This is a genomic window from Halalkalicoccus sp. NIPERK01 (assembly GCF_030287405.1).
Classification (GTDB): Archaea; Halobacteriota; Halobacteria; order Halobacteriales; family Halalkalicoccaceae; genus Halalkalicoccus.
Window position 1 is genome coordinate 1 of sequence record NZ_JASVVV010000030.1, and the last position, 275, is coordinate 275.

Consider the following 275-nt stretch of genomic DNA (forward strand, 5'->3'; position numbering starts at 1 on the left):
GCCTTGGGGCTGAGCTGGCCGGTGTAGTTCACCCGGATCGCCGACACGTCCGACAGGTCGTAGGCCAAGCCGGCCCCCACCAGCGCCGCATCCCCCACCACGGGAACGCCGCTCACCCCGAACGCGCTCCCGCCGGCAAACCGCAAGCGTGCCTGGGGCGCCAGATCCCCGAAGGCGTGCTGCCAGCCCAGCGTCACGCTCGGCGTCAGCACCACGTCCCCCAGGCTCACCTGCGTCGCCGCCCGCGTGCCCAGGCTCGTGTATACCACGTCCTG

At 72.4% G+C, this 275-nt stretch carries 1 protein-coding gene; it reads right to left on the bottom strand.

From position 1 onward, the window contains the following. Window positions 1-275 (bottom strand): autotransporter outer membrane beta-barrel domain-containing protein (locus QRT08_RS18445; RefSeq protein ID WP_286047458.1); only part of this gene is annotated, 275 nt, incomplete at both ends.